Source organism: Pseudomonas sp. CC11G, from assembly GCF_056174845.1.
The window spans coordinates 98172-119319 of the sequence record NZ_JBWBZC010000011.1; the positions used below are offsets into that span (position 1 = coordinate 98172).

Sequence of the window (21148 nt, forward strand, 5' to 3'; positions counted from 1 at the left end):
CCCGCTCCATAACGGCAGCTCCACCGAATTGACTCGGTCCAACAATAAAAGGAAAGCCGCCTGACCATGCAGCGCCTTGCTCGCTCGATTGCCACCCTGACGCGCTGGGGCCTGTACCTTTGCGCCACCGGGCTGATTGTGGCGGCGCTCTACGTCAGCATCGGCCGGCAGGTGGTGCCGCTGGTTGCCGACTACCGTCTGCAAGCCGAAGACCGTCTGCGTGAGGCCGTCGGCCTGCCGGTCAGCATCGGCAGCCTGGAAGGCAGCTGGCGCGGGTTTGCCCCGTTGCTGGTCGCGCATGACGTGCAAGTGGGCGAGGGGCCGAGCGCCCTGCGGCTGGACCAGATACGCGTGGTGCCGGATTTGCTGGCCAGTATCAAAGGTCAGCAAGTTCGGATCGGCACTCTGGAAGTCGATGGCCTGCAGCTGAGCGCGGTGGAAGACGCCGACGGTCACTGGGCCATGGAAGGGTTGCCCAAGCGCGACAACGACACGCCGCTGGACCCCGAACAACTGCTGCGCAGCATGAAGCGCATCAAACAGCTTTCGCTGTTTAACAGTCAGCTGACCCTCGAGCCCAAAGACGCGGCGCCGCTGACCCTTACCTATATCAACCTCGACCTGCTCACCGGCAGTATCAAGCAGCGGCTGGACGGTCGCGTCACCTTGCCCGATGGCCAGCCGCTGAGCTTCAGCATCGCAGCACGGGTAAAGTCCAAAACCTGGCGCGAGGCGCAAGCCGACATTTACCTGAGTCTGCCGCAAAGCGACTGGGCGCGTTGGTTGCCGGCGGGCCTGTCCCGCGACTGGCATCTGGAGCGTTTCCAGGCCGGTGGCGATTTCTGGCTGGCCTGGGCCGACGGTGCCGTTCAGCGCGCGGTGGCGCGTGTGAATGCGCCCGAGCTGCGCGCCGCCTACGCCAAGCGTGAACCGGTGCAGTTGGATGACGTGGCGGTGATGGCGTATCTGAACCGCACCGAACAGGGCTACACGCTGCTGCTCAATTCGCTGGCCGCCACGTTGGGCAAAACCCGCTGGGGCGAAGTGCAGGTCGGCATGACCTACCAGCAAGCCGCCGCCGACCGCCCGCAAAGCTGGCAAATTACCGCCGACCGCCTCGACCTCACGCCGCTGATGTCAACCATCGAGGCCCTGGCCCCGCTGCCGGAAAAAGCCGCCGAAGTGCTCAAAGGCTTGGACCCGCAAGGCACGCTGCACAATGTGCAGGTGAGCATTACGCCGCAAGCCAGCAACCCGGATGAGCGCCTGCAATTTGCCACCAACCTGCAGCAGATCAACTTTAAGGCTTACGGCGGTGCGCCGGCGGCAGAGAACGTCAGCGGCAGCATTACGGGTGACCTTGGCCATGGCGAACTGCGCATGGACACGGAAAATTTCGCCCTGCATCTCGACCATCTGTTTCCCAAACCCTGGCGCTATCAGAAAGCCAATGCGCGCCTGACCTGGACCCTCAACGCCGACGCGTTCACCTTGATCGCGCCATATATGAAGCTGGTAGGCGACGAGGGCAAGCTGGCCGGTGACTTCCTGATTCGCCTGACCCTGGCGCCGGACACCGAAGACTATATGGACCTGCGCGTCGGCCTGCAGCAAGGTGACGCCCACTACGTCGAGAAATACCTGCCGACCCTGGTGCCGAGCTTTAGCCAGGACCTGGCCAAATGGCTGACCACCGCCATCCACAGCGGCGCCATCGACGAAGGCTATTTCCAATACCAGGGTTCGCTGAACCACGGCGCCGAAGACGCGGCCCACAGCATCAGCCTGTTTTTTAAAGTGCATGACACCGAACTGGCTTTCCAGCCGGGCTGGCCGGTACTGAAAAACGTCAGCGGCGATGTGCTGATCGAAGATACCGGCGTGCGCGTGCGGGCGCCTAGCGGGCAATTGCTGAACAGCACGGTGAGCGATGTAAACGTCGATGTGCCGCATGCCGCCAAAGGCCAGCCGTCGCGCTTGTTGATTACCGGTGATGTCGACAGCAGCATGGCCGATGCCCTGAAAATTCTGCAGGAAGCGCCGATTGGTACGGCCTCGATATTTAACGGCTGGGGCGGCGAGGGCGACCTCAAGGGCAAGCTGAATCTGGATATTCCGTTGGGTCAGGGCCCGCCCACACGGGCCATCGTCGACTTTACCGCCGACGGCGCCAAGCTCAGCATGCCGACGCCCAAGCTCGAACTTAGTCAGGTGAAAGGTTCGTTCCGCTACGACACCGCCACCGGCCTCAGCGCTCCGGATATCCGTGCCCAGGTGTTCGGCAAGCCGGTGCGCGGCAAGGCCATCGCCAGCAAAACCGTCGGCAAGCCCACCAGCCGTATCGAAGTTGCCGGGCAGATGCCGTTGAAAAGTCTTACTGATTGGCTGGGCGTCACCCGGCCGATTCCGGCGTCGGGCGATCTGCCGTTCCAGTTGGCGGTGACCCTGGATGGCGACAACAGCCAGCTGCAAGTCGACTCGAACTTGAAAGGCCTGACCATCGATTTGCCCGCGCCGCTGGGCAAAGCGCCGGCAGATGAGCGCGCCACGCAGTGGAGCATGAGCCTGCAAGGTGCCGAACGCAGCTATGCGCTCACCTACGCGAACCTTGCCAGCTTGGCGGCCAGCGCGCCGGCCAGTGGCTTTAATGACGGCCGTGCCGAGTTGCGCCTCGGCAGCACAGCCGCGCGCGTGCCTACGGCCAAAGGGTTGCAGGTAAACGGCGAGATCAGCGAATTGGACGCTACCGCCTGGCAGGACGTGGCCAAGCGTTATGCCGGCGATCAGGCAGCCAGCGCCAAACAGTTCTTCAATAGCGCCGACCTGCATATCAACACCTTCCACGGCCTGGGCGCCGATATCGATAACCTCGACGTGAGGATGACCCGCATCGACAGCGGCTGGACCATCGACCTGGGCAGCGCCAAGGTCAGCGGCCAGGTCGGTTTGCCCGATGCCGATGGCGCTCCCATTGATATTCAGCTCAAACACCTGCGCTTCCCGCCGTCGCAACCGCCACAACCTGCCGTCGCCAATGCGCCGGAAGTGGAAGAGCCAGACAGCCTGGCCAGTGTCGACCCTCGGCAGATTCCGGCCCTTAACCTGAATATTGCCCGCGTCTACCAAGGCGACGCGCTGCTCGGCGCCTGGTCGCTAAAAGCGCGGCCCAATGCCAACGGCATAGTGTTCAGCGACGTGAACATGGGTCTCAAAGGGTTGCAGGTTGAAGGCGACGTAGGCTGGGAGGGCGCGCCGGGCGCCTCCAGCAGTTGGTTCAAGGGCCGTATCGGCGGCAAGAACCTCGCCGATGTATTGCTGGCCTGGAGCTTTGCGCCGACTGCCACCAGCGAAGACTTCCATATGGATATCGACGGCCGTTGGCCAGGCTCGCCGGCCTGGATCAGCCTGAAACGCTTTAGCGGCACCCTCGACCCAACGTTGCGTAAAGGCCAGTTCGTCGAAGCGCAAGGCTCGACCGCCGCGCTGCGGGTATTCGGCCTGCTCAACTTCAACTCCATCGGCCGCCGTCTGCGCCTGGACTTCTCCGACCTGCTGGACAAAGGCCTTAGCTACGACCGGGTAAAAGGTTTTCTGGTCGCCACCAACGGTGTGTACCTGACCAAAGAGCCCATCACCCTGGTCGGCCCGTCGAGCAATCTGGAACTGAACGGCACTCTGGATCTGGCCAGTAACCAAGTGGACGCCAAGCTGCTGGTGACCCTGCCGCTGACCAACAACTTGCCGTTGGCGGCGCTCATCGTCGGTGCGCCGGCCATTGGTGGTGCGTTGTTTGTTGTGGATAAATTGCTGGGCAAGCAGGTGGCCCGCTTCGCCAGTGTGCAGTACAGCGTCAAAGGCTCCTGGCAGGACCCGCAGATCACTTTCGACAAACCCTTTGAAAAACCTCGCTAACCTTAAAGTGGTAAAGCGGACCTCGGAGTGCGTATGTCCCTCGCGGTAATTCAAATGGTCAGCCAGGACGATGTGCTGGCCAATCTGGCCCAGGCGCGCCTGCTGTTGCAGCAGGCCGCCGAGCAGGGCGCAAAGCTTGCAGTGTTGCCGGAAAACTTCGCCGCCATGGGCCGCAGCGACCTGGCGGCCATCGGCCGTGCCGAGGCTGAAGGCACAGGGCCGATTCTGCCGTGGTTGAAACAGACCGCCCGCGACCTCAACTTATGGATAGTGGCCGGCACATTGCCCTTGCCGCCGGTGGGGCAGCCTGCCGCCAAGTCCCACGCCTGTTCGCTGTTGGTCGACGAACACGGCGAAGTGGTGGCGCGCTATGACAAGCTGCACCTGTTCGATGTGGATGTGGCTGACAGCCGTGGTCGCTACCGGGAGTCGGACGATTACGCGTTTGGCAGTAATGTGGTGGTGGCCGATACGCCCGTAGGGCGACTGGGCCTGACCGTGTGCTACGACCTGCGTTTCCCCGAGCTGTACAGCGCATTGCGCGAGGCCGGGGCGGAACTGATTACGGCACCGGCGGCCTTTACTGCGGTGACCGGCGCGGCGCACTGGCAGGTATTGCTCAGGGCGCGGGCGATCGAAACGCAGTGCTACATCCTCGCCGCCGCACAAGGCGGCCTGCACCCGAAAGGGCGCGAAACATTTGGCCATGCGGCAATCATCGACCCCTGGGGTCGGGTGCTTGCCGAGCAGGCTCAAGGCGCGGCTGCGCTGCTGGCCAACCGTGATGCGGTTGAGCAGGCGGCCATCCGCCAACGTATGCCGGTGTACACACACCGCCGTTTTGCTGTGTCGTCGCTGAAGGCGTCGACCTGAAGGCACCGTTTTAAAGGCCACAGCGCCTATTGGAGTGACTATGAGCGACATGTTGCTGTCCGTCAGCGAGCACCTGTTGGGGCCCGGCGGTTTGAGCATTGACCACTTGCCGGGCGTGCTCGGTGAATTGGCCGGGCCGGGAATCGACGCCGCCGATCTGTACTTCCACGGTCAGGTCTCCGAGACCTGGGTGCTGGAAGACGGCATCGTCAAGGAAGGCAGCTTCAACCTCGACCAGGGTGTGGGCGTGCGTGCCCAGTCTGGCGAGAAAACCGGTTTTGCCTACAGCAACGCCATTACGCCGGAAGCCCTGAGCCAGGCCGCCCGCGCCGCGCGCTCGATTGCCCGAGCCGGTCAGCAAGGCAGCGTACAAGCTTTTGTCAGCCCGGAAGTGGCGCGTCTGTATGCGCCGGAAAACCCGCTGGAAGTGCTGACCCGCGCCGAGAAGGTCGAGCTGCTCAAGCGCGTCGACGTCGCCACTCGCGCGCTGGACCCGCGTATTCAGCAAGTGACCGTCAGCCTCGCTGGCGTATGGGAACGCATTCTGGTGGCCGCTGCCGATGGCAGCCTGGGCGCCGATATCCGTCCGCTGGTGCGCTTTAACGTCAGCGTGATCGTCGAGCAGAACGGCCGTCGCGAGCGCGGCGGGCAGGGCGGTGGCGGGCGTTCCGACTACCTATATTTTCTGACTGAAGACCGCGCCATGGGCTATGCCCGTGAAGCGCTGCGCCAAGCCTTGGTAAACCTCGAAGCCATTCCCGCACCGGCCGGCTCCATGCCGGTGGTGATGGGCGCCGGTTGGTCCGGCGTGTTGCTGCACGAGGCGGTGGGCCACGGCCTGGAAGGCGACTTCAACCGCAAAGGCAGCTCGGCCTACAGCGGCCGCGTCGGCGAGAAAGTGGCATCGAGCCTGTGCACCATCGTTGACGACGGAACCCTGTTCGGCCGTCGTGGCTCGCTGAGCATGGACGACGAAGGCACGCCCACCCAATGCACAACCCTGATCGAAAACGGCGTGCTCAAGGGCTATATGCAAGACAAGCTCAACGCCCGTCTGATGGGCGTTGCCGCCACCGGTAACGGCCGCCGCGAAAGCTACGCGCACCTGCCGATGCCGCGCATGACCAACACCTACATGCTGGCCGGCGAAAGCGACCCGGAAGAAATCATTCGCTCGGTGAAGAAGGGTATTTACTGCGCCAACCTCGGCGGCGGCCAAGTGGATATCACCAGCGGCAAGTTCGTGTTCTCCACCAGCGAGGCCTACCTGATCGAAGACGGCAAAATCACCGCCCCGGTCAAAGGCGCGACGCTGATTGGTAACGGGCCGGAGGCGATGAGCAAAGTGTCGATGGTCGGCAACGACCTGGCGCTGGACAGTGGCGTGGGCACTTGCGGCAAGGATGGGCAGTCGGTGCCGGTCGGCGTGGGGCAGCCGACGTTGAAGATTGATTTGATTACGGTGGGTGGGACCGGCGCCTAAAGCAATGGGTTTCGCTGCGCTCTACCCATCCTACGGGTACTCGTAGGATGGGTAGAGCGCAGCGAAACCCATCAATTTTGCGGCTTAACGCAACCCGCGCTTGGTTTCATCCAGATCGCGGATGTATTTGAAGATTTTACGCGTGGCAGCTGGGGCTTTGTTTTGTGCCGCTTCGTGCTGGGCCTGGCGGATCAGCTGACGCAAATGGGTGCGGTCGGCGTCCGGGTATTCGGCGACGAAGGCTTCAAGCACGTCGTCGGTGCCGGTGGTCAAACGATCACGCCAGCGCTCGAGGTTGTGGAAGCGTTCGTTGTACTGCCGGGTCGAGGCATCAAGTTGATCCAGCAGCACCAGAATTTCATCGATGTTCTGATCACGCATCAGCTTGCCGATGAACTGGATATGCCGTTTACGGGCGATGTGCGCCGTGTGTTTCGGCGCATCTGCCAGGGCACGGCGCATGGCGTCGGTCAGCGGCAGTTTGTCGACCAGGGCAGGTTTGAGCGTGGTCAGGCGCTCGCCGAGGTCAACCAGGGCGTGAAGCTCGCGTTTGACCTGAGTTTTGCTCTTCTCTTCGGAGAAGTCGTCGGAATAGTCAGACATGGGGCAGATCCAGTTGGAAACGCCGCCATGATAACGAGTCAAAGGCCGCTTGTCCGGCCTGGCCAGGTGACTGGTCTTTGAACTGGAGTTGTAGGTTATGAGTGCAGCAGACGTAGTTGGGCCTTCGGCCCTGCCGCAATTGCAGGAGCAGGTGGCGCAAATCATCGCCGAAGCCAAGGCCCAGGGCGCCAGCGCCTGCGAAGTCGCGGTGTCGGTGGAGCAAGGGCTGTCGACCTCGGTGCGTCAGGGCGAGGTTGAAACCGTCGAGTTCAACCGCGACCAGGGTTTTGGTATCACCCTCTACCTCGGCCAGCGCAAAGGCTCGGCCAGCACCTCGGCCAGTGGCGCAGCGGCCATCCGCGAAACGGTGGCGGCAGCGTTGGCCATCGCCAAACACGCTTCCGAAGATGAATGCTCGGGCCTGGCCGACGCCGACCTGATGGCCCGCGATATGCCGGACCTCGACCTCTACCACGCCTGGGACATCACCCCGGAGCAGGCCATTGAGCGCGCATTGGAGTGCGAAGCGGCGGCGTTTGCCACCGACTCGCGCATCAAGAACGCCGACGGCACCAGCCTTAATACCCACCAGGGCTGCCGCGTATACGGCAACAGCCACGGTTTTGTTGGTGGCTATGCCAGCACCCGGCAGAGCCTGAGCTGCGTGATGATCGCCGAGGCCGACGGTCTGATGCAGCGCGATTATTGGTATGACGTGAGCCGCCGCGGCGAAGACCTGGCAAGCGCCGTCAGCATCGGCCGCCGCGCCGCTGAACGTGCGGTGAGCCGCCTGGGCGCGCGCCCGGTGCCGACCTGCGAAGTGCCGGTGCTTTTCGCCGCCGAGCTGGCGGGCGGCTTGTTCGGGCATTTCCTCGGCGCGGTGTCGGGCGGCAATCTGTACCGCAAATCCTCGTTCCTCGAAGGCAGCCTCGGCCAGTTACTGTTCCCTGAATGGCTGAGCCTGGAAGAGCGCCCGCACATTCGCGGCGCCCTCGGCAGCGCGACGTTCGACGGTGATGGCCTGGCCACCTACGGCAAGCACTTCGTCGAAAACGGCGTGTTGCAGTCCTACATTCTCGGCACCTATTCGGGCCGCAAGCTGGGCATGCCGAGCACCGCCAACTCAGGCGGCGTGCATAACCTGTTTGTCAGCCATGGCGACGAAAACCAGAAAGCCCTGCTCAAGCGCATGGGGCGTGGTCTGCTGGTGACCGAGCTGATGGGCCAGGGTCTGAATATGGTCACCGGCGATTATTCGCGCGGGGCGGGCGGTTTCTGGGTCGAGAACGGTGAGATTCAGTTCCCGGTGCAGGAAGTGACCATCGCCGGCAACCTGCGCGATATGTTTAAGCAGATCGTTGCCGTGGGTAACGATCTGGAGTTGCGCAGCAATATCCGCACGGGCTCGGTGTTGATCGAGAAAATGACCGTCGCCGGCAGCTGAATTTTTTCGTACAAGGCGCACGACTGGGCGTGCGCCAAGGCTTTTTTCTCCCTGCTCTGCGTTGATTTCCTTTCCCCGTTTATCTCGCGTGTTCTGCTTGATCGCAGAAGATGGGCGCATTTTTACGCCTTAAATTCGATCTTTAAATCGACTGTTGATTATTCTTCCTAAATAAGAATAAATGTCATCAAGTCTTTTAGAGGTTGAGCCATGGCGCTGCGATCCCCGTTTGGCCCTTGTCTGGACTGCTGGTATTGGCAGGGTTTGCGCATTCGCTGCGCCCTGCTGCCGAACGAACCGCGCCTGCTCGAAGTGCACTGGACGCAGGGCTGCGAGCTGGTCGAACACGGCCAGTTGTGCCCGTGGAAGATGTCGGTCAGTACCCTGAATCTGCTCCTCGATACCGCCTGCGACCCCGTGCTGCCCTGGCATTGGCGCAGCCTGTGCCTCGACCACGCCTACCGCTCGCTTTACGCCATCCAGCACCTGGCCCAGGAACGGGCCCAGCACAGCACGCTAAATCGGCTGCGCAATCGGCTGGCCACGCTGCAGATGACGCCCTCCATCGCTTTTTCTGAACTGGCACAAGGAAATCCCTATGAGTAACTTCCGCACCGAACGCGACAGCATGGGTGAGCTGGCGGTCCCTGCCGAGGCGTTGTACGGCGCGCAAACCCAGCGCGCTGTGGATAACTTCCCGATCTCGGCGCTGCGTATGCCGACCCCGTTTATCCGCGCGCTAATTCTGGCCAAAGCCGCCGCCGCGCGGGCCAACGTCGAGCTCACGCAAATCACCCCGGAACAGGGCGAAGCGATTGTGGGTGCGTGCCAGGAATTGCTCGCGGGCGATTTTATGGCGCACTTCCCGGTGGATGTATTCCAGACCGGCTCCGGCACCAGTTCCAATATGAACGCCAACGAAGTGATCGCCACCTTGGCCAGCCGCATTCTCGGCGAGCCGGTGAACCCGAACGATCACGTCAATTGCAGCCAGAGCAGCAACGACATCATTCCGACCACTATCCACGTCAGCGCCGCTATCGAATTGCAGGAGCGTTTGCTGCCGTCGCTCGGCCATTTGCTTAGCGCGCTGTGTGAAAAGTCGCTGCAAGTGCAGCCCTATGTGAAGACCGGTCGCACACACTTGATGGATGCGATGCCGGTGCGCATGAGCCAGGTGCTCGACGGTTGGGCGCAGCAGATTCAAAGCAATATCCAGCACCTGCGCCTGCTGCTGCCGAGCCTGCAAGCGCTGGCCCAAGGCGGCACGGCGGTGGGTACTGGCATCAACGCCCACCCGCGTTTTGCCGAAACCTTCTGCATTGAGCTGAAAGAACTGACCGGCCTGCACTTCACCCCTGGGGATAACTTCTTCGCCCTGATCGGCTCGCAAGACACCGCCGTTGCAGTATCCGGCCAGCTGAAAACCACCGCCGTGTCGCTGATGAAAATCGCCAACGACCTGCGGTGGATGAACTCCGGGCCGCTGGCCGGGCTTGCGGAAATCGAGCTGGAAGCGCTGCAGCCGGGATCCTCGATCATGCCGGGCAAGGTCAATCCAGTAATTCCGGAAGCCGTGGCCATGGTCGCCACCCAGGTGATCGGCAACGATGCCGCCATCACCGTTGCCGGCCAATCGGGCAACTTCGAACTGAACGTGATGCTGCCGGTGATCGCGCAAAACCTGCTGTACAGCATCGAGCTGTTGAGCAATGTCACGCGGCTGCTGGCCGACCGCGCCATCACCACCTTCAAGGTCAACCAACCCAAGCTCAATGAAGCGCTGGCCCGTAACCCGATTCTGGTTACGGCGTTGAACCCGATCATTGGCTACCTGAAGGCCGCCGAGATCGCCAAGCAGGCCTACAAGGAAGGCCGCGCGATTATCGATGTGGCGCTGGAGCACACCGATCTCAGCCGCGACCAACTGGAGCAGTTGCTTAATCCGGAAAAACTCACCGCCGGCGGCTTGTAACCCTCTCGATCTGAACCTGCGCAGGAGCGGACCATGAAGCATTGGCAAGGCATGATGAAGATTGGCAATCAGCTGTTCGGCGCCGGTGATTTCTATTCGGCGCGTGAGCAGTATCTGCAGGCGCTGGCTCTGGCACAGGTGCTGTTCGATCGCTGGGCCAATACCGATGAAGCGGTGGCCGCGCTGGTGATTTCCCACCACAACCTGGCTGATTTACACCTGCGTATCGGCCAGCCGGAAGAGGCGGCCGAATACCTCTGCGCCGTGCATGAATATTTGCTGGAGGCGTCGGAAAATCCGCGCCTCTCCAACATCCTGCGCGACACCGCTCTACGCCATAGCCAGCGCACCTACACGGAACTGCTCGGTTTTATCAGCGAACACGGCCAGTACCCGAGCACCGAGTACCTGTTGGCCTGCTCGCGCATTACCCACAAGCCACAGCTGGTGATCAAGTCTGGTCACCGGGTGTTGAGTCATCGCGTTTATGGAGAGTCCTAACATGACCTACAGCCTGCCCCCGCTGCCGTACGCCTATGGCGCGCTCGAGCCGGATATCGACACGCAGACCATGGAGATTCACCACAGCAAGCACCATCAGACCTATATCAACAACCTCAACGCGGCGCTGGAAGGCAATCCGCTGGGGCAGTTGCCGGTGGAAGAGTTGCTGACTCGTTTGAAGGACGTGCCGGAAAGCCTGCGTGGTGCGGTGATCAACAACGGCGGCGGCCACGCCAATCATTCGTTGTTCTGGCAGGTAATGGCCGAGAACGCCGGTGGCTTGCCGCAAGACGAATTGGCGCAAGCCATCGACGGGAGCTGGGCGGCTTCGACAAATTCAAGGAAGCCTTTACCAAGGCAGCGTTGACTCGTTTCGGCAGCGGCTGGGCGTGGCTGAGCGTCACCCCGGAGAAAAAACTGCTGGTGGAAAGTAGCGGTAACCAGGACAGCCCATTGATGACTGGCAACACGCCAATTCTCGGCCTGGACGTGTGGGAACACGCCTATTACCTGCGTTATCAGAACCGTCGGCCGGAATACATAGGCGCGTTTTTCAACGTGATCAATTGGCCCGAAGTGTTGCGCCGTTATCGTCAGGCGTTGAGTTGAAAACACCGGCGTCGGTGGTTTGCTGACAAGGTTTGTTCATGCCCGTTTCGTTGCAAACGCTGGCCGCCGCTGGCGGTAAAATACTGCGTCGCTCGCTGGGCTTTGCCATCTTGCTGGCGGGCGGCTTTCTGCTGTTTCGCCAGGCCGAGGCGCTGCTGGTTGCCCATCCTCACCTGTGGCGTGCGCCGCAGGGCAGCGTGCCCTGCTCGTTGGATGATGCTGCTGGACGCCGCGCTGACGCGCTGAGTGGGGGAGGGGATTACTCGCCTTCGTCGAAGCGGTTGTTGATCAATTCCACCAATGCAGCCAGGGCTTCATCGCCCTGTTCGCCGTCTGTGCTCAGGTGAATGGCGGTGCCTTTGCCGGCGGCCAGCATCATGACGGCCATGATGCTCTTGCCGTCTACACAGCTTTCGGGGCTGCGGCCGATGCGGATCTGGCACGGAAAACGACCGGCTACGCCGACAAATTTGGCGGCGGCGCGGGCGTGAAGGCCGAGCTTGTTGATGATGGTGATTTCGCAGGCAGGCATTGCTGCTTAAGTCCTTCTATAAGGCCTCGCGACTCTAAAGGTCGCGATGACGAACCTGGATGTTTTTCAGGGTTTTTTTCAGTTCTTTGCCCAGCCGGTCCGCCAGGTAGACCGAGCGATGATGACCGCCCGTACAACCAACAGCGACTGTGACATATGAGCGGTTACTGGCGGCGATACGCGGTAGCCATTTGTGCAGGTAGGCGTAAATATCGTCGTACATTTCCTGTACGTCGGGCTGTTCCTGCAGGTATTCGGCAACCACCGAATCCAACCCCGAATGCTCACGCAGTTCGGGCTTCCAGTAGGGGTTGGGCAGGCAGCGCACGTCGAATACCAGATCGGCATCCACCGGCATGCCGCGCTTGAACCCGAACGACTCCACCAGAAATGCCGTGCCTGGTTCGGGCTTGTTCAGCAGGCGCAGCTTCAAGGTGTCGCGCAGTTGGTAGAGGTTCAGGTGGGTGGTGTCGATCTTGAGATCGGCCAGATCGGTGATCGGGCTCAGCAGCACGCTTTCGTCGTGAATTGCTTCGGCCAGCGAGCGCTCGTCGGTGGTCAGCGGGTGGCGGCGACGGGTCTCGGAAAAACGCTTGAGCAGGGTGTCGTCGTCGGCGTCTAGGTACAACACATCGCAGTGGATATGCCGGGCACGCACTTCGGCGAGAATTTCTGGAAAACGTTTGAGCTGGCTGGGCAGGTTGCGCGCATCGATGGACACGGCTACCAGCGGTTGCAGCAATTCGGTGTGCAGCAGGGAGCGTTCGGCAAGCTCGGGCAGAAGCCCGGCGGGCAGGTTATCGATGCAGTAAAAGCCGTTGTCTTCGAGCACATCCAGCGCTGTGCTCTTGCCTGAACCGGACCGGCCACTGACGATGATCAAACGCATGCACAGTCACCCGTTCGCCTAGCGGCCGTTTTGTACGTCTACGACAACCTGATAAAGACGTTCGCTGGTGGGGGCGTGGCGCAGTTGGTCGCGGACATCGCTGCGGTCAAGCATGCTGGCGATCTGGCGCAACAGCTCCAGGTGTTCATCGGTGGCGGCTTCGGGTACCAGCAACACAAACAGCAGGTCTACCGGCGCGCCGTCGATGGCGTCGAAATCAACCGCCGACTCCAGGCGCAACAAGGCGCTGATCGGCGCCGTGCAGCCGGGCAAGCGGCAGTGGGGAATGGCGATGCCATTGCCAAAGCCGGTGGAGCCCAGTTTTTCCCGGGCCACCAGGCTTTCGAAAATGTCTTGGCCGTCCAGGTCGGGCAATTCACGCGCGACCAGGTTGGCGATTTGTTCGAGTACACGCTTTTTGCTGCCGCCCGGCACGCCCACAAGGGAGCGGCCGGGGGTCAGGATATTTTCAAGTCGAATCATGGGTTGGGTTGGTGTCAGCGGACTGTGGCGCCTTGCAGGCGACCCAGCTGCTTTTCCTTATGTTTGATAAGTTGGCGATCGAGTTTGTCGGTGAGTAGATCGATGGCAGCGTACATGTCGTCATGTTCGGCGTTGGCGACCACTTCGCCTCCGGCGATGTGCAAAGTCGCTTCGATTTTCTGCTTGAGCTTCTCGACCTCCATGGTCACTTGCACGTTGGTGATCTTGTCGAAGTGGCGTTCCAATCGACTGAGTTTCTCGTCGATGTAGTCGCGTAGGGCGTCGGTCACATCCAGCTGATGTCCACTGATGTTGACTTGCATACCGCTTTCTCCTTATTGCCGTGTGTAAGAGACAAGCTATCGGGCTTGTCGCCGGAACACTTTGGCCTTGGATCAGTGTAGTCGTCTTGCCAGAGCAGGGTTCGCCGGGCGAACCCTGAATAACGTTTACATCAGTCGCTTACGTTCACTGGAGGGCGCTATCCCGAGGGATTCGCGGTACTTGGCGACTGTGCGACGGGCTACCTGAATGCCCTGTGCCTCCAGTAAACCAGCGATCTTGCTGTCACTCAACGGCTTTTTCGCATTTTCCGCGGCAACCAGTTTTTTGATGATTGCGCGGATCGCCGTGGACGAGCATTCGCCGCCTTCGGAGGTGCTGACGTGGCTGGAAAAGAAGTACTTCAGCTCGTAAATGCCACGCGGGGTGTGCATGAACTTCTGCGTGGTAACGCGTGAGATGGTCGATTCGTGCATGCCCACCGCTTCGGCGATGTCGTGCAGCACCAAGGGTTTCATCGCTTCGTCGCCGTAGTCGAGGAACCCACGTTGGTGCTCGACGATCTGGCTGGCCACTTTCATCAGCGTTTCGTTGCGGCTTTGCAGGCTTTTGATAAACCAGCGCGCCTCTTGCAGCTGATTGCGCATGAAGGTGTTGTCGGCGCTGGAGTCGGCACGACGCACGAAACCGGCGTATTGCGGGTTGACCCGCAGACGCGGCATCGCTTCCTGGTTCAGCTCCACCAGCCAGCGATCGTTGTGCTTGCGCACGATAACGTCAGGCACCACGTATTCCGGTTCGCTCGCTTCGATCTGCGAGCCCGGGCGCGGGTTGAGGCTTTGAATCAGCTCGATGACCTGGCGCAGCTCGTCTTCCTTGAGCTTCATGCGGCGCATCAGTTGGCTGTAATCGCGGCCGCCGAGCAGGTCGAGGTAGTCGCCAGCCAAACGCTGGGCCTCGGCCAGCCATTGGGTTTTGGCGGGCAGCTGACGCAGTTGCAGCAGCAGGCATTCGCGCAGGTCGCGCGCGCCAATGCCGGAGGGTTCGAATTGCTGGATGCGGTGCAGCACGGCTTCGACTTCGTCGAGCTCGATGTCGAGCTCCGGGTCGAACGCGTCCAGCACTTCTTCGAGGGTTTCTTCCAGGTAGCCCTGGTCGTTGATGCAGTCGATCAGGGTGACGGCAATCAGCCGGTCCTTGTCGGACATCGGCGCCAGGTTGAGCTGCCAGAGCATATGGCTTTGCAGGCTTTCACCGGCCGAGGTGCGGGTGGTGAAGTCCCACTCATCATCGTCGTTGGAGGGCAGGCTGCTCGCGCTAGTCTGGTAGATGTCTTCCCAGGCGGTGTCGACGGGAAGCTCATTGGGAATGCGTTCGTTCCATTCGCCTTCTTCCAGGTTGTCGACGGTAGGCGCCGAGGTTTCCTGGTAGCTGGTGTCCTGGTAGGACTCTTCGCTGTTCGGCGCGGCGGGCGCGCTTTCGGCGCCATCGGCCAGCGGATCGCTATTGTCGAAGTCCTCGCCTTCTTCCTGGCGTTCGAGCATGGGATTGGACTCCAGCGCCTCCTGAATCTCTTGTTGCAGATCCAGGGTCGACAGTTGGAGTAAGCGGATGGCTTGTTGCAGCTGCGGTGTCATCGTCAGCTGCTGGCCCATTTTTAGGACGAGCGATGGTTTCATGGAGGGGGCTTAAGACCTTATTCGCCGGCGCATACGCGCTTTCCACAACGAGGGCGCATGAGCGCCACCAGGAAGCAAATTATATGCCTATGTTTGAGGGGTTTGCCTAGTCCTCAATCGAAGTCTGTAGTGCGTGTCCGAAATTCACTACAGACGGGTACTGCGGGCGCCTGTTACAGGCGGAACTCATGACCCAGATACACCTCTTTCACCAGCTGGTTGGCCAGGATGGTTGCAGAGTCGCCCTCGGCAATCAGCTGGCCGTCATTGACGATATAGGCCGTTTCGCAGATATCCAGGGTTTCACGCACGTTGTGATCGGTGATCAGCACGCCAATGCCTTTGGCCTTGAGGTGATGAATGATCTGTTTGATATCGCCAACAGAAATCGGGTCGACACCGGCGAACGGTTCGTCCAGCAGAATGAATTTTGGCGCAGTGGCCAGCGCGCGGGCGATTTCCACCCGGCGACGTTCACCACCGGACAGGCTCATGCCGAGGTTGTCGCGGATATGGCTGATATGGAATTCCTGCAGCAGGCTTTCCAGTTCCTTGCGGCGGCCGGCACTGTCGAGCTCTTTACGCGTTTCGAGAATGGCCATGATGTTGTCGGCCACCGAGAGCTTGCGAAAGATCGACGCTTCTTGCGGCAGATAACCGATACCGGCGCGTGCACGACCGTGCATGGGCAGGTGGGTGACGTCCTGTTGGTCGATCAGCACGCGGCCCTGATCGGCGTTTACCAAACCGACGATCATGTAGAAGCAGGTGGTTTTGCCGGCGCCGTTCGGGCCGAGCAGGCCAACGATCTGACCACTTTCAATCGACAGGCTGACATCACGAACCACCTGGCGGCCCTTGTAAGCTTTGGCCAGGTGTTGGGCTTTAAGAGTCGCCATTACTGCGCCTGTTTGTCGGCCGGCTGGGCGCCAGCGGGTTTGGTCTTGGGCTGAATAACCATGTCGATACGCGGGCGCGGGCTGGTGACGTTGGTGCCATTGGCACGGCCGGCGTTAACGATCTGGCGCTGGGTGTCGTAGACGATTTTCTCGCCTTCGAAGGTGTTGCCTTCCTGAATCACCTTGGCCTGGTCGATCAGCACGATGCGGTCTTTGGCGGCGAAATACTGGATGGTCAGGCCGTAGGCTTTGACGATCTGTTTGTCCGGCGCCGGTTTCTGCTCGTAATAGGCCGGGTTGCCCACGGCGGTAAACACTTCGATATCACCTTGCGGGTTTTGCGTGATGGTCACGGTGTTGCCGGTGATCTTCATGCTGCCCTGAGTGATAACGACGTCGCCGCGGTACACCGCCACACCTTGTTTGTCGTCGAGCTCGGCGCTGTCGGCCTGTACGCGAATCGGTTGTTCACGATCGGTAACCAAGGCCCAGGCGCTGGAGCTGGCAAATGCCGCGCCCAGGCTCAAAAGCAGGGACAGGGTGTGCAGGGAAAATTTGTTAACGAACCTCATGCTGGCCTCTTACGTTGGACAGCAGGAGCACCCGGCTGTCTTTCAAATACGCTTTCATTCCATTAGCCGTGGTCACTCCATTGGCGGCCTCGATTCTAACGGCTTGCTGGGTCTGCGCAAATTCCTTGTTCGGGAACACGGTCATGCGACTGCTGGTGATGATGGTGGGGCGATTCTTTTCGTCGGTGCGGGCAATGCGCACGTTGTCGATCAGTTCGACCTCGGTGCCGCCTGGCGCCACTTCGCCGCGCTCGCTCTGGATATGCCAGGGCAGCTGCGAGGTTTCCCGGTAGAGCAACAGATCCGGCTTGGTCACCAGGCTCTTGTCGCTTTCTTTCAGGTGCTCGACTTTGTCGCTGGTCATCTCGTAGTGCAGGGTGCCGTCAGCCTGGAATTCCACACTCTTGGCATTGATGACATAGAAGTCGACGGCATTGTCGGTGCTGGCCTGAGGTTTCTGCTCGAGCAGACTCTCCGGGTTCAGGTTCCAATACCCAAGGGCCGCGACAAGCAATGCCGCCAGGCCAAAGGATACGTAGGGAAGCAGTTTGCGTAGCATGCGTTGGCTCTATAGGTAGGCGGCTTGAGCCGCTTCGAGATTGCCCTGGGCTTGCAGAATCAGCTCGCAGAATTCGCGTGCCGCACCTTCGCCGCCGCGCGCGGTGGTCACACCATCGGCGTGTTGGCGGACAAAGTCATTGGCGTTGGCGACAGCCATGCCCAGGCCCGCACGGCGAATGGCCGGCAGGTCAGGCAGGTCGTCACCCAGATAAGCAACGTGTTCATAGCTTAGGCCGAGTTCGGCCAGAAGCTCGTCAAGAACCACCAGCTTGTCTTCGCGGCCTTGATACAAATGATGAATGCCGAGGTTTTGTGCGCGGCGCTCAACCACTGGCGAGGAGCGCCCGGTAATGATGGCGGTGCGCACGCCCGAGTTGATCAGCATCTTGATGCCCTGACCGTCCAGGGTGCTGAACGTCTTGAACTCACCGCCATCGGGCAGGAAGTAAATCTTGCCGTCGGTGAGCACACCGTCCACATCAAATACGGCCAGTTTGATGGCCTTGCCGCGTTGCAGCAGGTCGTTACTCATCACATCACTCCCGCGCGCAGAAGGTCGCCCAGGTTGAAGGCGCCAATGGGGTGGTCCTGTTCATCCACCACGATCAGCGCGCCGATCTTGTGGTCTTCCATGATCTTCAATGCTTCGGCAGCGAGCATGTCCGGGCGTGCGGTCTTGCCGTGCACGGTCATCACTTCGTCGATGGTGGCCGAACGGATATCCAGGTCGCGGTCCAGGGTGCGGCGCAAATCGCCGTCGGTGAAGATCCCGGCGAGGCTGCCATCGGCTTCCAGCACCGCGGTCATGCCCAGGCCCTTGCGGGTCATTTCCATCAGCGCGTCGCGCAGCAACGTACCGCGCTGCACCTTCGGCAGTTGCTCGCCGGTGTGCATCACGTTTTCCACTTTCAGCAGAAGACGTCGGCCAAGCGCACCACCGGGGTGGGAAAAGGCAAAGTCTTCAGCTGTGAACCCGCGTGCTTCGAGCAGGGCGATGGCCAGTGCGTCGCCGAGTACCAGCGAGGCAGTGGTAGAAGAAGTGGGTGCCAGATTCAGCGGACAGGCTTCATGGGCAACGCGGGCGTCGAGGTTGACTTCGGCGGCCTTGGCCAGCGGCGAATCGGGGTTGCCGGTCATGCTGATCAGGGTGATGCCCAGGCGCTTGATCAGCGGCAGCAGGGTCACGATTTCGGCAGTAGAGCCGGAGTTGGACAGGGCGAGCACCACGTCATCGCGGGTGATCATGCCCATGTCGCCGTGGCTGGCCTCGGCCGGGTGCACGAAAAACGAAGTGGTGCCGGTGCTGGCCAGGGTGGCGGCGATCTTGTTGCCGATGTGCCCGGACTTGCCCATGCCGACCACAACCACGCGGCCTTTGCTGGCCAGAATCAATTCGCAGGCTTTCACGAAAGCCGCGTCGATGCGCGGGAGCAGGCCTTCCACCGCTTCGATTTCGAGGCGCACGGTGCGCAGTGCCGATTGGATCAAGTCGTTGGTCTGGTTCATAACTAAAGACAGTGGCCGCGTGAAAAGGCGGGGATTATAGCGGCAAAGCCGGTTCGGCTCACCCTTGAATGTAGGCGCGTTGCGTCACAGGCGCGCAAATGCGTTTTTCCCGCTGCTGTAACACCTTTGCCGGGTTTGTACCTTGGGCGCGGCCAGATGCCGGTGATATAGTTGCCGCCCTGTCCGGCATGTTCACTCCCGTGGTGTCCCCACCGTGAGACATGACGTCTGATAGGCGGTTGTACCAAGGAGTTCAGATGAGTGCCGATCACGCCTACGCGGTCGAGCTGAAGGGCGTGTCCTTCATGCGCGGTTCGCGCAGCATTTTCAAGAATGTCGATATTTCCATTCCTCGCGGCAAGGTCACCGGCATCATGGGGCCTTCCGGGAGTGGCAAAACCACCTTGCTGCGTTTGATGGGCGCCCAGTTGCGGCCGGCCAGCGGTCAGGTGTTGGTCAATGGTCAGAACCTGCCCGAGCTTTCGCGCAGCGATCTGTTCGATATGCGCAAACAAATGGGCGTGCTCTTTCAGAGCGGCGCGTTGTTTACCGATCTCGATGTATTCGAGAACGTCGCCTTCCCGCTGCGCGTACACACTCAATTACCCGAAGACATGATCCGCGACATCGTGCTGATGAAGCTCGAAGCCGTTGGCCTGCGTGGCGCTATCGAATTGATGCCGGACGAGCTGTCGGGCGGCATGAAACGCCGAGTTGCCCTGGCGCGCGCCATTGCGCTGGATCCGCAGATTCTGATGTACGACGAGCCCTTCGTAGGCCAGGACCCCATCGCCATGGGCATTCTGGTGCGCCTGATTCGCCTGCTTAACGATGCGTTGGGCATCACCAGCATCGTGGTTTCCCACGACCTCGCCGAAACCGCCAGCATCTCCGACTACCTTTATGTAGTGGGCGATACTCAGGTGCTCGGCCACGGCACGCCCAAGGAATTGATGGAGTCGGACAACCCGCGCATCCGTCAATTTATGAAAGGCGTCGCCGATGGGCCGGTGCCGTTCCATTTCCCGGCTGCGGACTACCGCGACGACCTGTTGGGGACGCGTTGATGCGCAGAAAATCCATTGGCGAACGTATTCGCCTGCTTGGCCGTGCGGGCATCGACACCGTCGGCGCGCTCGGCAGCTCCACCGTCTTTTTATTCCGCGCCTTGTTCGGCACCGGCAATGTCGGCAACGGCTTTGGTCATTTGTTGATCAAGCAGCTGTTTTCGGTTGGCGTGATGTCGTTGGTGATCATCGTCGTTTCGGGGCTCTTTATCGGGATGGTGCTGGCACTGCAGGGCTTCAATATTCTGTCCAGCTACGGTTCGGAACAAGCGGTGGGGCAGATGGTGGCCCTGACCTTGCTGCGCGAACTGGGCCCGGTGGTTACTGCGCTTCTGTTCGCTGGCCGTGCCGGTTCGGCGCTGACTGCCGAGATCGGCAACATGAAATCCACCGAGCAGTTGTCGAGCCTGGAAATGATTGGTGTCGACCCGCTCAAGTACATCATCGCCCCGCGCCTGTGGGCCGGTTTCATCTCGCTGCCGCTGCTGACCATGATTTTCTGCGTGGTCGGTATCTGGGGCGGCGCCATGGTGGCGGTGGACTGGTTGGGCGTGTTCGAAGGGTCGTTCTGGGCCAATATGCAGAACAGCGTGTCCTTCGAGAAAGATGTGCTCAACGGCCTGATCAAAAGTGTTGTGTTCGCCTTTGTAGTGACCTGGATTGCCGTGTTCCAGGGGTATGACTGTGAGCCCACGTCCGAGGGGATCAGCCGTGCGACTACCAAAACAGTGGTTTATGCCTCGCTTGCCGTGCTGGGCCTGGACTTCATCTTGACCGCCTTGATGTTTGGAGACTTCTGATGCAAAACCGCACCCTGGAAATTGGTGTCGGCCTGTTCCTCTTGGCCGGTCTGTTGGCCTTGCTGTTGCTGGCTTTGCGGGTCAGCGGCCTGACGGTCGGTGCCGGGCAGGACACCTATAAGCTCTACGCCAATTTCGACAACCTGGCCGGGCTTACCGTGCGCGCCAAGGTCACCATGGCCGGCGTCGGCATCGGCAAGGTCACCGCCATCGACCTGGACCGCGACACCTTCACCGGCCGCGTGACCATGGAGCTGGAAAAGCGTGTGGATAACCTGCCGGTGGACTCCACCGCGTCTATCCTCACCGCTGGTTTGTTGGGCGAAAAATACATCGGCATCAGTGTTGGCGGCGACGAAGCGCTGCTCAAGGATGGCGGAACCATTCACGACACCCAGTCGTCGTTAGTACTGGAAGACTTGATCGGCAAGTTCCTGATCAACTCGGTTAACAAAGAATCCAAGTGAGGAATACA

The 21148-nt window shown here is 60.8% G+C and carries 20 protein-coding genes and 2 pseudogenes; 11 read left to right on the forward strand and 11 right to left on the reverse strand.

Translation table 11 applies throughout. The annotated features are described in order from the left end of the window. Positions 1–66 precede the first annotated feature (66 nt). Genes AC0V2S_RS15020 through tldD form a run of 3 tightly spaced genes read left to right on the forward strand, consistent with a single transcriptional unit; the run spans position 67 to position 6268 of the window. The gene (locus AC0V2S_RS15020; RefSeq protein ID WP_475510441.1) at positions 67–3912 is read left to right on the forward strand and encodes a YhdP family protein; all 3846 of its coding nucleotides are present in this window, start codon (positions 67–69) and stop codon (positions 3910–3912) included. Positions 3913–3945: 33 nt separating this feature from the next. Beyond that, entirely contained in the window at positions 3946–4785 is an 840-nt protein-coding gene (locus tag AC0V2S_RS15025; protein WP_475510442.1) for a carbon-nitrogen hydrolase family protein, read from the forward strand. A gap of 40 nt (positions 4786–4825) precedes the next feature. After that, on the forward strand, positions 4826–6268 hold the full coding sequence (gene tldD, locus AC0V2S_RS15030) for a metalloprotease TldD (RefSeq protein WP_475510443.1): 1443 nt from the start codon (positions 4826–4828) through the stop codon (positions 6266–6268). 84 nt (positions 6269–6352) lie between these two features. Here the strand turns inward: tldD and yjgA are convergent, their stop codons facing one another. After that, positions 6353–6871 (reverse strand): ribosome biogenesis factor YjgA, encoded by a 519-nt coding sequence (yjgA, locus tag AC0V2S_RS15035; protein WP_475510444.1) that lies wholly within the window; start codon positions 6869–6871, stop codon positions 6353–6355. 97 nt (positions 6872–6968) lie between these two features. On the opposite strand from yjgA, the gene pmbA reads away from it, so the two are divergent. The 5 genes and pseudogenes from pmbA (at position 6969) to AC0V2S_RS15060 (ending at position 11403) form a co-directional block, all read left to right on the forward strand. Then, on the forward strand, positions 6969–8315 hold the full coding sequence (pmbA, locus tag AC0V2S_RS15040) for a metalloprotease PmbA (protein WP_475510445.1): 1347 nt from the start codon (positions 6969–6971) through the stop codon (positions 8313–8315). 384 nt (positions 8316–8699) lie between these two features. Beyond that, positions 8700–8790, forward strand: a pseudogene (locus AC0V2S_RS15045) (hypothetical protein); the annotation flags it as partial. Positions 8791–8913: 123 nt separating this feature from the next. Further along, on the forward strand, positions 8914–10290 hold the full coding sequence (locus AC0V2S_RS15050; RefSeq protein WP_475510446.1) for a class II fumarate hydratase: 1377 nt from the start codon (positions 8914–8916) through the stop codon (positions 10288–10290). 33 nt (positions 10291–10323) lie between these two features. Beyond that, positions 10324–10791, forward strand: a complete 468-nt coding sequence (locus AC0V2S_RS15055; protein ID WP_475510447.1) for a tetratricopeptide repeat protein — start codon at positions 10324–10326, stop codon at positions 10789–10791. A gap of 1 nt (position 10792) precedes the next feature. Further along, positions 10793–11403 (forward strand): annotated as a pseudogene (locus AC0V2S_RS15060) (superoxide dismutase). Between the two features lie 259 nt (positions 11404–11662). Here the strand turns inward: AC0V2S_RS15060 and AC0V2S_RS15065 are convergent. From AC0V2S_RS15065 to AC0V2S_RS15110, 10 genes are all read right to left on the reverse strand, one after another. Then, positions 11663–11935, reverse strand: coding sequence for an HPr family phosphocarrier protein (locus AC0V2S_RS15065; RefSeq protein ID WP_108096176.1), 273 nt, complete (start codon positions 11933–11935; stop codon positions 11663–11665). Positions 11936–11969: 34 nt separating this feature from the next. Further along, complete coding sequence (gene rapZ, locus AC0V2S_RS15070) at positions 11970–12824, reverse strand: RNase adapter RapZ (RefSeq protein ID WP_475510448.1); 855 nt, start codon at positions 12822–12824, stop codon at positions 11970–11972. An 18-nt stretch (positions 12825–12842) separates the two neighbouring features. Continuing rightward, complete coding sequence (gene ptsN, locus AC0V2S_RS15075) at positions 12843–13307, reverse strand: PTS IIA-like nitrogen regulatory protein PtsN (protein WP_271195410.1); 465 nt, start codon at positions 13305–13307, stop codon at positions 12843–12845. A 14-nt stretch (positions 13308–13321) separates the two neighbouring features. Next, positions 13322–13630: a ribosome hibernation-promoting factor, HPF/YfiA family gene (gene hpf / locus AC0V2S_RS15080; protein ID WP_457439073.1), complete on the reverse strand. Its 309-nt coding sequence runs from the start codon at positions 13628–13630 to the stop codon at positions 13322–13324. Between the two features lie 126 nt (positions 13631–13756). Beyond that, a complete protein-coding gene (locus tag AC0V2S_RS15085; protein ID WP_475510449.1) occupies positions 13757–15268 on the reverse strand; it encodes an RNA polymerase factor sigma-54 in 1512 nt (503 codons plus the stop codon). Between the two features lie 173 nt (positions 15269–15441). Then, entirely contained in the window at positions 15442–16167 is a 726-nt protein-coding gene (lptB, locus tag AC0V2S_RS15090) for an LPS export ABC transporter ATP-binding protein (protein WP_475510450.1), read from the reverse strand. Continuing rightward, positions 16167–16739, reverse strand: a complete 573-nt coding sequence (lptA, locus tag AC0V2S_RS15095; protein WP_475510451.1) for a lipopolysaccharide transport periplasmic protein LptA — start codon at positions 16737–16739, stop codon at positions 16167–16169. Before lptA ends, lptB begins: the two co-directional genes overlap by 1 nt. Next, complete coding sequence (gene lptC / locus AC0V2S_RS15100) at positions 16726–17298, reverse strand: LPS export ABC transporter periplasmic protein LptC (protein WP_475510452.1); 573 nt, start codon at positions 17296–17298, stop codon at positions 16726–16728. The genes lptA and lptC overlap by 14 nt, the downstream gene beginning before the upstream one ends. Positions 17299–17307: 9 nt before the next feature. After that, a complete protein-coding gene (locus AC0V2S_RS15105; RefSeq protein ID WP_475510453.1) occupies positions 17308–17832 on the reverse strand; it encodes a KdsC family phosphatase in 525 nt (174 codons plus the stop codon). Continuing rightward, a complete protein-coding gene (locus AC0V2S_RS15110; RefSeq protein WP_475510454.1) occupies positions 17832–18806 on the reverse strand; it encodes a KpsF/GutQ family sugar-phosphate isomerase in 975 nt (324 codons plus the stop codon). Before AC0V2S_RS15110 ends, AC0V2S_RS15105 begins: the two co-directional genes overlap by 1 nt. A 257-nt stretch (positions 18807–19063) precedes the next feature. Here AC0V2S_RS15110 and AC0V2S_RS15115 point away from each other — a divergent pair, with 257 nt between their 5' ends. From AC0V2S_RS15115 to mlaD, 3 genes are read left to right on the forward strand one after another with little or no spacing between them, the layout of a single operon-like run. Further along, positions 19064–19873 carry an ATP-binding cassette domain-containing protein gene (locus AC0V2S_RS15115; protein WP_271195404.1) on the forward strand — a complete coding sequence of 270 codons (810 nt, stop codon included), beginning with the start codon at positions 19064–19066 and terminating at the stop codon, positions 19871–19873. After that, positions 19873–20673 carry a lipid asymmetry maintenance ABC transporter permease subunit MlaE gene (gene mlaE, locus AC0V2S_RS15120; protein ID WP_475510455.1) on the forward strand — a complete coding sequence of 267 codons (801 nt, stop codon included), beginning with the start codon at positions 19873–19875 and terminating at the stop codon, positions 20671–20673. The genes AC0V2S_RS15115 and mlaE overlap by 1 nt, the downstream gene beginning before the upstream one ends. Next, positions 20673–21140, forward strand: a complete 468-nt coding sequence (mlaD, locus tag AC0V2S_RS15125; protein WP_108096164.1) for an outer membrane lipid asymmetry maintenance protein MlaD — start codon at positions 20673–20675, stop codon at positions 21138–21140. The genes mlaE and mlaD overlap by 1 nt, the downstream gene beginning before the upstream one ends. Positions 21141–21148: the final 8 nt, after the last annotated feature.

Coding starts and splice junctions, on each gene's coding strand:
- AC0V2S_RS15020 (WP_475510441.1), top strand. CDS start 67: ATGCAGCGCCTTGCTCGCTCGATTGCCACCCTGACGCGCTGGGGCCTG.
- AC0V2S_RS15025 (WP_475510442.1), top strand. CDS start 3,946: ATGTCCCTCGCGGTAATTCAAATGGTCAGCCAGGACGATGTGCTGGCC.
- tldD (WP_475510443.1), top strand. CDS start 4,826: ATGAGCGACATGTTGCTGTCCGTCAGCGAGCACCTGTTGGGGCCCGGC.
- yjgA (WP_475510444.1), bottom strand. CDS start 6,871: ATGTCTGACTATTCCGACGACTTCTCCGAAGAGAAGAGCAAAACTCAG.
- pmbA (WP_475510445.1), top strand. CDS start 6,969: ATGAGTGCAGCAGACGTAGTTGGGCCTTCGGCCCTGCCGCAATTGCAG.
- AC0V2S_RS15050 (WP_475510446.1), top strand. CDS start 8,914: ATGAGTAACTTCCGCACCGAACGCGACAGCATGGGTGAGCTGGCGGTC.
- AC0V2S_RS15055 (WP_475510447.1), top strand. CDS start 10,324: ATGAAGCATTGGCAAGGCATGATGAAGATTGGCAATCAGCTGTTCGGC.
- AC0V2S_RS15065 (WP_108096176.1), bottom strand. CDS start 11,935: ATGCCTGCCTGCGAAATCACCATCATCAACAAGCTCGGCCTTCACGCC.
- rapZ (WP_475510448.1), bottom strand. CDS start 12,824: ATGCGTTTGATCATCGTCAGTGGCCGGTCCGGTTCAGGCAAGAGCACA.
- ptsN (WP_271195410.1), bottom strand. CDS start 13,307: ATGATTCGACTTGAAAATATCCTGACCCCCGGCCGCTCCCTTGTGGGC.
- hpf (WP_457439073.1), bottom strand. CDS start 13,630: ATGCAAGTCAACATCAGTGGACATCAGCTGGATGTGACCGACGCCCTA.
- AC0V2S_RS15085 (WP_475510449.1), bottom strand. CDS start 15,268: ATGAAACCATCGCTCGTCCTAAAAATGGGCCAGCAGCTGACGATGACA.
- lptB (WP_475510450.1), bottom strand. CDS start 16,167: ATGGCGACTCTTAAAGCCCAACACCTGGCCAAAGCTTACAAGGGCCGC.
- lptA (WP_475510451.1), bottom strand. CDS start 16,739: ATGAGGTTCGTTAACAAATTTTCCCTGCACACCCTGTCCCTGCTTTTG.
- lptC (WP_475510452.1), bottom strand. CDS start 17,298: ATGCTACGCAAACTGCTTCCCTACGTATCCTTTGGCCTGGCGGCATTG.
- AC0V2S_RS15105 (WP_475510453.1), bottom strand. CDS start 17,832: ATGAGTAACGACCTGCTGCAACGCGGCAAGGCCATCAAACTGGCCGTA.
- AC0V2S_RS15110 (WP_475510454.1), bottom strand. CDS start 18,806: ATGAACCAGACCAACGACTTGATCCAATCGGCACTGCGCACCGTGCGC.
- AC0V2S_RS15115 (WP_271195404.1), top strand. CDS start 19,064: ATGAGTGCCGATCACGCCTACGCGGTCGAGCTGAAGGGCGTGTCCTTC.
- mlaE (WP_475510455.1), top strand. CDS start 19,873: ATGCGCAGAAAATCCATTGGCGAACGTATTCGCCTGCTTGGCCGTGCG.
- mlaD (WP_108096164.1), top strand. CDS start 20,673: ATGCAAAACCGCACCCTGGAAATTGGTGTCGGCCTGTTCCTCTTGGCC.